General features: G+C 74.9%; 8 protein-coding genes. 1 reads left to right on the top strand and 7 read right to left on the bottom strand.

Annotated features, from left to right (window positions below; all coding sequences use genetic code 11):
• Nucleotides 1-284 (bottom strand): DUF6343 family protein (locus L7D48_RS00795; RefSeq protein ID WP_237876006.1); only part of this gene is annotated, 284 nt, incomplete at its 3' end.
• A gap of 183 nt (nucleotides 285-467) precedes the next feature.
• Here L7D48_RS00795 and ggt point away from each other — a divergent pair.
• A complete protein-coding gene (gene ggt, locus L7D48_RS00790; protein WP_237876004.1) occupies nucleotides 468-2,372 on the top strand; it encodes a gamma-glutamyltransferase in 1,905 nt (634 codons plus the stop codon).
• Nucleotides 2,373-2,400: 28 nt separating this feature from the next.
• Here the strand turns inward: ggt and mnhG are convergent, their stop codons facing one another.
• The 6 genes from mnhG to L7D48_RS00760 are packed head-to-tail and all read right to left on the bottom strand — an operon-like array spanning nucleotide 2,401 to nucleotide 8,770.
• Nucleotides 2,401-2,856, bottom strand: coding sequence for a monovalent cation/H(+) antiporter subunit G (gene mnhG, locus L7D48_RS00785; RefSeq protein ID WP_237876002.1), 456 nt, complete (start codon nucleotides 2,854-2,856; stop codon nucleotides 2,401-2,403).
• Nucleotides 2,853-3,119 (bottom strand): monovalent cation/H+ antiporter complex subunit F, encoded by a 267-nt coding sequence (locus tag L7D48_RS00780; RefSeq protein WP_237876027.1) that lies wholly within the window; start codon nucleotides 3,117-3,119, stop codon nucleotides 2,853-2,855. Before L7D48_RS00780 ends, mnhG begins: the two co-directional genes overlap by 4 nt.
• Nucleotides 3,116-3,715 carry a Na+/H+ antiporter subunit E gene (locus tag L7D48_RS00775; RefSeq protein WP_237876025.1) on the bottom strand — a complete coding sequence of 200 codons (600 nt, stop codon included), beginning with the start codon at nucleotides 3,713-3,715 and terminating at the stop codon, nucleotides 3,116-3,118. The genes L7D48_RS00780 and L7D48_RS00775 overlap by 4 nt, the downstream gene beginning before the upstream one ends.
• Nucleotides 3,712-5,394, bottom strand: a complete 1,683-nt coding sequence (locus L7D48_RS00770) for a Na+/H+ antiporter subunit D (RefSeq protein ID WP_305853116.1) — start codon at nucleotides 5,392-5,394, stop codon at nucleotides 3,712-3,714. Before L7D48_RS00770 ends, L7D48_RS00775 begins: the two co-directional genes overlap by 4 nt.
• Nucleotides 5,391-5,855 carry a sodium:proton antiporter gene (locus L7D48_RS00765; RefSeq protein ID WP_237876000.1) on the bottom strand — a complete coding sequence of 155 codons (465 nt, stop codon included), beginning with the start codon at nucleotides 5,853-5,855 and terminating at the stop codon, nucleotides 5,391-5,393. Before L7D48_RS00765 ends, L7D48_RS00770 begins: the two co-directional genes overlap by 4 nt.
• Entirely contained in the window at nucleotides 5,852-8,770 is a 2,919-nt protein-coding gene (locus L7D48_RS00760; RefSeq protein WP_237875998.1) for a Na+/H+ antiporter subunit A, read from the bottom strand. Before L7D48_RS00760 ends, L7D48_RS00765 begins: the two co-directional genes overlap by 4 nt.
• Between the last annotated feature and the right edge of the window lie 107 nt (nucleotides 8,771-8,877).

Below are 8,877 nucleotides of genomic sequence, written 5' to 3'. Positions count from 1 at the left end.
CCCCCTCCCGCGCCCGCCGCGCGCTCGCGCCCGCGGCGCACCAGGACGACGATCAGGTCGATCACGCCCACCAGGGTCAGCGCGGCGCATATCCAGGCGATGGTCCGCAGCGAGTCCGCGCTGGGGGCGTCGCCCGGACCCGAGTCCGCCGCCCAGAGGGCGAAGAACACCGTCCCGGCCAGGAAGACCGGGATGTACAGGACGGACAGCAACAGCCTCATTCCCAGCGGACTGCGGGCCGTCACGGGTTCGGTGCCGGTGCGCGACCGGCCGGGGATCCGCATGCGGGTGCACCTCCTCGGCTGGGGGTCCTCCGGCCGCGCCGGGTACCCGCCGCCGCTCCCGGCCATGCCGCCGTGCCGGGGTGCCGTGGGCGCGGGCGGGCGGCGCGGCGCTGTTGCCGCGGGCTCCCGCCCGCTGACAGGGTTTCCGGGGTCCGAGCGTCCCCGGGAGACCACGGAGGCTCCATGCCCGTCCGACGTGTCCGCCGCGCCCGCCACCCCCGTTCCCCGCTCCCGTTCCGCCGCCGCGCGGGCACCGCGGGGGCCCCGCTCCCGTCGCCGGTCTCCGCGCTGGTCCTGGCTCTCCCGGTGCTCCTGCTCGTGCCGGCCGCCGCGGCGCAGACCGCCGACACCGGCCGCGAGCCGCCCGTGAAGCTGCCGGTCGCCACCGGGTACGGCGGCGCGGTCTCCAGCGTCGACCCGTACGCCTCCCGCGCCGGTCTGGAGGTGCTGCGCGCGGGCGGCAACGCGGTGGACGCCGCCGTGGCCACCGCGGCGGCCCTCGGCGTCGTCGAGCCCTACTCGGCCGGTGTCGGGGGCGGCGGCTACCTCGTCCACTACGAGGCGCGCACCGGCCGCGTCCACACGATCGACGGCCGGGAGACCGCCCCGGCCGCCATGCGGCCGGACTCCTTCGTCGACCCGGCCACCAGGAAGCCGATCCCCTTCGACGAGGCGGTCAACTCCGGTCTGTCCGTGGGGGTCCCCGGCACCCCCGCGACCTGGGAGAAGGCCCTGGACAGCTGGGGGACCATCTCCCTGGCCGGGGCACTGCGGCCCGCCGTCCGCCTGGCCGAGCGCGGTTTCACCGTGGACGAGGAGTTCCGCGCCCAGACGGCGCAGAACGAGGACCGCTTCCGCGACTTCACCCCCACCGCCGAACTGTTCCTGCCCGGCGGGGAACTGCCCGAGGTGGGCTCGCGGTTCCGCAACCCCGGCCTCGCCGGCACCTACCGGCTGCTGGCCCGCGAGGGCGCGGACGCGCTCTACGAGGGGCGGCTCGCCCGCGAGATCGCCTCCACCGTCCGCAGGCCGCCCGTGGCACCGGACGCCGACCGCAGGGTGCGGCCGGGCCTGATGACCACCGGCGACCTCGGCCGGTACCGCGTACTGCACCGGAAGCCGACGAGGGTGGACTACCGGGGCCTGGAGGTGTACTCCATGGCCCCGTCCTCCTCCGGCGGCACCACCACCGGCGAGGCGCTGAACATCCTGGAGGGCTTCGACCTCGCCGGGATGGACCGCGCCCGGGCGCTCCACCACTACCTGGAGGCGAGCCGCATCGCGTACGCCGACCGCGGCCGCTGGGTGGGCGACCCGGCGTTCTCCGACGTGCCCACCGAGGAGCTGCTCTCGGAGCGCTTCGCCAAGGAGCGGGCCTGCCTGATCGACCCGGACCGGGCGCTGACCGGCCCACTGGCGCCCGCCGACCCGCGCGACCCGGACTCCTGGGGCTGCTCCGCGGGCCGGGGCGGCGGCGAGGACCACGAGGGCCCGTCCACCACCCATCTGGTCACCGCCGACCGCTGGGGCAACGTGGTGTCGTACACGCTCACCATCGAGCAGACCGGCGGCTCGGCCATCACCGTGCCCGGCCGGGGCTTCCTGCTCAACAACGAGCTGACGGACTTCGACTTCACCCCCCTGTCCGATGATGTGGCCGGCCCGAACCTGCCCGGCCCGGGCAAGCGGCCGCGCAGCAGCATGGCGCCCACGATCGTGCTGGAGGACGGCCGTCCGCTGCTGGCGCTGGGCTCGCCGGGCGGCTCCACCATCATCACCACCGTGCTGCAGACCCTGCTCAACCGGATCGACCTGGGCATGGCGCTGCCCGAGGCGGTCGCCGCGCCGCGGCTGTCGCAGCGCAACACCGCGGCCACCCTGGCGGAGCCGGCCTTCCTGGAGTCCGCCGCCGAGCGGGCGCCGCTGGAGCGGCTGGGCCACCGGTTCGCCCCGTCGCCTCAGATCGGCGCGGTGGCCGCGCTGGAGGTCCTGCCCGACGGGCGGGTGCGGGCCGTCGCCGAGCCGGAGCGGCGCGGCGGGGGCTCGGCGATGGTGGTGCGCCCCTCACGCCGTCAGGAGCCTCGGTAGGGGGCGCCGGAGGACGGCCGGGGCCGCGTCAGGCCTCTCGGCGCCGGCCGTCCCCGGCACCGTCCTCCGGTTCGCCCCCGTCCCCGTCCCCGGTGTCGTCCGGCTCCGCCACGGCCTCCGGGTCCGGGGGCCCGAGCCGCCCGGCCAGTTCGTCCACCACCAGGGTGCTCCGGTCCACCGCGCCGGTGCGGTAGGCGACCCGGCCGATGACCTGACCGGCGACGGGCACGGTGAACAGCTGGAAGAGGGCGACGAGCAGCAGCAGCCCGGCGTAGGGCAGCGGCACCCGCAGGGCCGCGCCCAGCAGGGACAGCAGCACGCCCAGGGTCTGGGCCTTGGAGGAGGCGTGGAGCCTGGAGGCGGTGTCGGGGAAGCGCAGCAGTCCCAGCGCCCCCAGCAGGCAGAAGAGGGCGCCGGTCAGCAGCAGCACGGCCGAGGCGGTGGCCGCCACGACCTCGCCGCCGTCGGCCGCCAGCCGGGTCATCGCAGTTCCTCCCGTTCCTCGATGAGCCGCGCCGCCGTCATCGCCCCGATGAAACCGAGCAGCGCCAGCACGACCAGCACGGGCACGAACGTGGTGTACTCCCACACCGCGATGGCCACGCATGCCCCGGCGACCAGCAGCGTCACCAGCACCTCCACCGCCACGATCCGGTCCAGGGAGCGCGGGCCGCGCACCAGCCTGACCAGGACCAGCAGCGCGGCGGCCGAGAGCATGGCCAGTGCGATCACGGCGACCGCGCTCACCGCCGCACCCCCTTCGCGTGCCCGTCCCGTCCCAGCAGGCGCTCGCGCGCCTCGGCTGTGCCCAGGGCCCGCACCACACGGTGTTCCTCCTCGGAGGTCTCCGCGCGCCGGCCCGGGACCTGTGAGGCGTCGCGCACCGGCAGCGCGTGGACGTACAGCCTGCGCCGTCCGCGGTCGATCTCCAGCACCAGCGTGCCCGGCGTCAGTGTGACCAGGTGGGCGGTGGCGGTGATCAGCAGGTCGGTGTCCGCATCCAGCTGCACCTCCAGCACCGCGGCCCTGGCCCGCGGCCCGCGCAGCACCGCCTCCCGGGCCACCACCACGGCGGAGCGGACCAGGTCCACCAGCAGGTATCCGGTCATGGCCGCCAGTCCGAAGGGGTGGACCGACGCCCGGTGGCCGATCGGCGGCAGCGGGAAGACCACCGCCACCGCCAGCGCCACCGCCGCGCCGCAGACCAGCACCACGGGACTCACCGACCCCCACAGCACGATCCACAGCAGCCACAGCCAGAGCACCACCGGCCAGCGTCCCCGCAGCCGGTTCCCGGCGGGGGGCACGGTGGCGGCGGCGGTGGTGTCGTCCGTGGAACTCATCGGCGCTCCCGCTCCTCGGTTCGGTGGATGCCTCGGTCCGTCTCGCCGCCCGGGTCCGGCCCGCCGTCCGGGTCCCGCCCGGCTCCCCGTGTGTACGCGGCCCCTCCGGCTCCCGGGGTTCCTCCGGCCCCTCCGGTTTCCCCGGCCTCCCGGACGTCCGTGGGGATCTCGCCCCGCATCCCCAGCACCGCCTCCAGGTAGGCGTCGCGCTCCAGCAGGTCCACCGCCGCGCGCTCGCCGACCCGTGCCACCGGCCCGGCGCCCAGCGCCACCGCCACGCCGATCAGCACGGTGCCCGCGGTGGCGCCCACCATCAGCCGCGCCCCGCCGCCGCGGGGCCGCGCCCGGGGCGGCCGCCCGGAGCCGGTGGCGAACGCCGCACGCCACACCTTGGCCATCGTGTAGAGGGTCAGCAGGCTGGTGAGCAGGGCCGCGGCCAGCAGGGCGAGGGCGGCCGTCCCGCCCTGCTCCACTCCCGCCTGGAGCAGGACGAGCTTGCCGACGAAGCCGGACAGCGGCGGGATCCCGGCCAGGCTCAGACCCGAGACCAGGAACAGTCCCGCCAGGATCCCCGGCGGCGGAGCCGCCCGGGCCAGTCTGCTCAGCGACGCGGTGCCGCTCCAGGCGGCCACCAGGCCCGCGATCAGGAACAGCGCCGCCTGGACGGCGATGTGGTGCATGGCGTACAGCACCGTCCCGGTCAGCCCGGTGACGGAGTACAGGGACAGTCCGAAGAGCATGTAGCCGATGTGGCTGACCAGGACGAAGGACAGCAGCCGGTTGAGGTCCTGCTGGGCGATGGCTCCCAGGATGCCCACCAGCAGGGTGACCCCCGCCGCGACCAGCAGCGGCGTCCACGGCTCGGTGCGCGGGAAGAGCAGCGTCTGGGTGCGCACCATCGCGTAGAGGCCGACCTTGGTCAGCAGCGCGGCCAGCACGGCGGTGATGGGCGCCGGGGCGGTGGGGTAGCTGTCCGGCAGCCAGAAGTGCAGCGGGACCATGGCCGCCTTGATGCCGAACACGATCAGCAGCAGCAGGCTGAAGACGGTCCGCAGCCCCTCGGGGAGGTCCGGCACCTTGCCCCCGAGGTCGGCGAGGTTGACCGTGCCGGTGGCCGCGTAGACCACCGCGATGGCCGTGAGGAAGAGCAGTGAGGACAGCAGGCTGGTGATGGTGTACGTCATCCCGGCCCGGATGCGGCTCTCGTCGGCGTCCAGGTTGATCAGCACGTAGGAGGCGGCGAGCATCAGCTCGAAGGCGACGAAGAGGTTGAACAGGTCCCCGGCCAGGAAGGCCAGGGAGACCCCGGCCGCCAGCAGCAGGTAGGAGGGGTGGAAGGGGGCGTGGACCGGGTCGCCGCTCCCGCTCCCGGCCGTGCCCTGCCCGATGGCGAAGACCAGCACCGCCAGCGCCACCGCCAGCGCCACCGTCAGCAGCAGTGCCGAGAGCCGGTCGGCCACCAGGGTGATGCCGGCCGGGGCCGGCCAGCCGCCGACGTCCAGCACCAGCGGACCGCGCCGGTCGCTGAGGACCAGCAGGACCACGGCGTCCACCAGCGCCACCAGCAGCCCGCCGGTGCCCAGCAGCCGCTGCGCTCCGGCGCTGCGCCACACGGCCAGTGACAGGCCCGCCGCCAGTACGGGCAGCAGAACGGGTGCGATCAGCAGCCAGTCGGTCATCGCTCCTCCCCCTTCCCCGGTGTCCCCCGCGGTGCCTCCCGTGTCGTGCGCCCGGGCGCCTCTTCCGGTTCGCCGGCCGTGTCGCCGGGGAAGCCGGGGTGCTCGCTCTCGCCCAGCCTGCGGTCCTCCACGTCGTCGCGGACCTCGTCGTGGCCGAGCAGCAGCCAGCCCCGGTAGACCAGCGCGAGCAGCAGGATGGAGATGCCGAAGGTGATGACGATCGCGGTCAGGGCCATGGCCTGCGGCAGCGGGTCGGCGAACGAGTCCTTCCCGTGTGCGTAGCCGGTGATCGGCGGCCTGCCCGGCGGGCCCGCGGCCAGCAGGACCAGGAGGTTGGTGCTGTGCCCGAGGACGAGGAAGCCGAACAGCAGGCGCATCAGGGAGCGCTGCAGCAGCAGGTGGAAGCCGATCGCGAACAGCCCGCCCACCACCACGGCCGATGTCAGGTCCACAGTCGTCATCGGTCGCGGCTCCCGGATGCGTCGGAGGGTACGGGCTGCCCGGTTCCACCGGGTTCGCCGCCGGACGGGCCGGGGACCTGCCCGGCGGGCGCCTGGGCGGGCCCCATGGCCACCAGGAGTTTCAGGCACACCCCGACGACCAGCAGGTAGACCCCGGTGTCGAAGACCACGCTGGTGCTCAGCTCCAGGTGGCCGAAGACCGGCAGCGTCGCGCTCGGCAGCGCGGTGGCCAGGGGATCGCCGCCGAAGGCGATCGGGGCCAGGCCCGCCGTCGCGGCCAGGGCCAGGCCCGCGCCCGCGATGACGCGGGGGTCGACCCGTCCGGCGAACGCGGCGTCGATCCGGCCGCCCACCAGATAGCGCAGGGTGAAGGCCTGCCCGGCCACCAGCCCGCCGGCGAAGCCGCCGCCGGGCCGCAGATGGCCGGAGTAGAGCAGATATACCGAGAGCACCAGGATCGACGGGAACAGCAGCCGGGTGACGACCTCCAGCATGATCAGGCGGTCGTGGGCGGGCATGTTCTCCGCCTCCGGAAGCCACCGGTCCTGCGGTACGCCCCAGCGCGCGGTCGCCGGGTACCGGTCGGCGGCGGGGGGCCGGGAGTGGACCGGCGCCCCGGCCCTCCTGGCACCCGCCGGAAGCAGGATCAGGGCCCCCACGCCGATGGCCGCCACCAGCAGCACGGCGATCTCCCCGAGGGTGTCCATGGCACGGAAGTCCACGATGATCGCGTTGACGACGTTGTGGGCTCCGGCCTCCTTGACGTGCTCGGTGTAGTAGGCGGACACCGCCGGGTCCCGGCGGGCGGCCGAGGCGGCCACCGCCACCAGTGCGACGAGCGTGCCGACGGCGGCGGACAGCGCCAGTCGCAGGCGGCGCGTGCGCGGCTGCGCGCGCTGGGGGCCCAGGTGGGCCGGGAGCCCGCGCAACACCAGCACGATGATCACCAGTGTCAGCGTCTCGACCAGGAGCTGGGTCAGCGCCAGGTCCGGTGCGCCCTGCACCAGGAAGAGGCCGGCGACCCCGTAGCCCACCGCCCCGGCCAGCAGGGCGGCCGACAGCCGCCGGTGTACGCGGGCCAGGGTGACCGCCGCGATCAGCACCACCACCCCCAGCGGCACCTGGATGGCCGAGGCCCACAGCGGCGGGGCGGTGAAGGGGGTGTCGCGCAGCAGCAGGGCGGTGCCGGGCACCACCAGCACGGTGGCCAGCAGCACGGTCAGATAGACCGGCAGGGAGCCGACCTGGGTGCGGCGGGTGAATCCCAGCGCGGCCCGGTCCAGGACCTGTTCGGTGCGCCGGTAGCCCTCCTGGGCGTCGGGCGCGCGGGGCGCGCGGTCGCGCAGTGCGGCCAGGGCGGGGCGCAGGCGATACAGCAGGAGGCCGGCGGCCAGGGCAGCGGCGGAGAGCAGCAGGGCGGGGCTCAGCCCGTGCCAGAGCGCGAGGTGGTACGGCTTCTGAGCGGACGGCAGCCGGTCGGCGTACGGCTCGGTGAGGGTCTCGGTGCCCGGGTACCACACGCCCAGGGCGACGGTGGCCGTCACCAGGGCGGCGATGGGCACGGCCATGCCGAGCGCCCGGTCGCCGGGGTCCTCCTGCGGCGTCGGCTCCGCGCCGGGCCGGCTCGCGAAGGCGCCCCACAGATAGCGGACGGCGTAGGCGGCGGTGAGCGCGGAGCCGGCCACCAGGGCGGCCAGCACCCACTCCTCGCCCGTTCCGGGGCCGTGCCGGGCCGCGTTCCAGAAGGTGTCGAAGTACGCCTCGTGGCCCAGGTAGCCGACCAGCGGCGGCAGCCCGGCCATGGAGGCGGCGGCGAGCGCGGCCAGTGCCAGCAGGACCGGCCTGCGGCGGCCCAGGCCGGAGAGCCGGCCGATCTCGCGGGTGCCGGTGTGGTGCTCGACCAGGCCGGTGATCAGGAACAGCGACGCCTTGAAGGTGGCGTGCGCCAGCAGCATCACCTCGCCGGCCAGCGCGGAGTTGCGGGTGCCGTATCCGAACAGCGCGATGAGCAGGCCGAGTTCGCTGATGGTGCCGTAGGCCAGGACGCGTTTGAGGTCGCTCTCCCACAGCGCCCGCCAGGCCCCGAGGACCAGCGACAGCAGGCCGACGGTCAGTACCAGGGGGCGCCAGGGCTCGGTGTCGGCGAAGCCGGGCGCCAGCCGGGCCGTCAGATAGACGCCTGCCTTGACCATGGCGGCGGCGTGCAGATAGGCGCTCACGGTGGTCGGCGCGACCATCGCGGCGGGCAGCCAGCCGTGCAGGGGGAACTGCGCCGACTTGGTGAAGACGCCCACCAGGACGAGCACCAGCGCGGCGGGTACGTATCCGCCGTCCGGGGGATCGGCGACCAGCTCCGAGATCCGGTAGGTGCCGGCCGTCTCCCCCAGCATCACGAAGCCGAGCAGCATCGCCAGGCCTCCGCCGGTGGTGACGACCAGGGCCTGCTGGGCCGCCTCGCGGTGCTCCCGGGTCCTGCCCCGGCCCGCGATGAGCAGGAACGACACCACGGTGGTCAGTTCCCAGAAGACGTACAGGACCAGCAGGTTGTCGGCGGTGACCAGGCCGAGCATGACGCCGGCGAAGGCGAGCAGCAGCGCGGACTCGCGGCCGTGCCCCTCGGAGGTGTAGCGGGCGCCGTAGAAGAGGACGGCGGCTCCGACGCCGCTGACGATCACCGTCATCAGCAGTGAGAGCGCGTCCAGCCGCAGGACGACCTCCAGACCCAGCGAGGGCGCCCAGCCGAAGTGCTCCACGGGCGCGTCCCCGTCGAGCACGGAAGGGGTGAGCGCCACCGCCCAGACCAGTGTGGCCAGCGGTACCAGGGCGGCCACCCACCACACGGCGCGCCCGGCACGCGGTGCGAGGGCGGGGAGGAGGGCGGCCACGGCGGCGTGGGCGGCGATCAGAACCAGCAAGGGCACTCCCGGATGAACCGCGCATGGGCGAACAGAGCGTACATAAATGGACGTGTACCGCGTGGCTGTACACCCGTCCGTGGCGCGGTCGCGCCGGGGGCCCGGGC

Source organism: Streptomyces sp. ICN903 (genome assembly GCF_022015835.1).
GTDB classification, from domain to species: Bacteria; Actinomycetota; Actinomycetes; order Streptomycetales; family Streptomycetaceae; genus Streptomyces; species Streptomyces fenghuangensis.
The sequence above is the reverse complement of the archived record's forward strand: the minus strand, read 5'-3'. Positions and strand labels throughout refer to the sequence as shown.

Coding starts and splice junctions, on each gene's coding strand:
- ggt (WP_237876004.1), top strand. CDS start 468: ATGCCCGTCCGACGTGTCCGCCGCGCCCGCCACCCCCGTTCCCCGCTC.
- mnhG (WP_237876002.1), bottom strand. CDS start 2,856: ATGACCCGGCTGGCGGCCGACGGCGGCGAGGTCGTGGCGGCCACCGCC.
- L7D48_RS00775 (WP_237876025.1), bottom strand. CDS start 3,715: ATGAGTTCCACGGACGACACCACCGCCGCCGCCACCGTGCCCCCCGCC.
- L7D48_RS00770 (WP_305853116.1), bottom strand. CDS start 5,394: ATGACCGACTGGCTGCTGATCGCACCCGTTCTGCTGCCCGTACTGGCG.
- L7D48_RS00765 (WP_237876000.1), bottom strand. CDS start 5,855: ATGACGACTGTGGACCTGACATCGGCCGTGGTGGTGGGCGGGCTGTTC.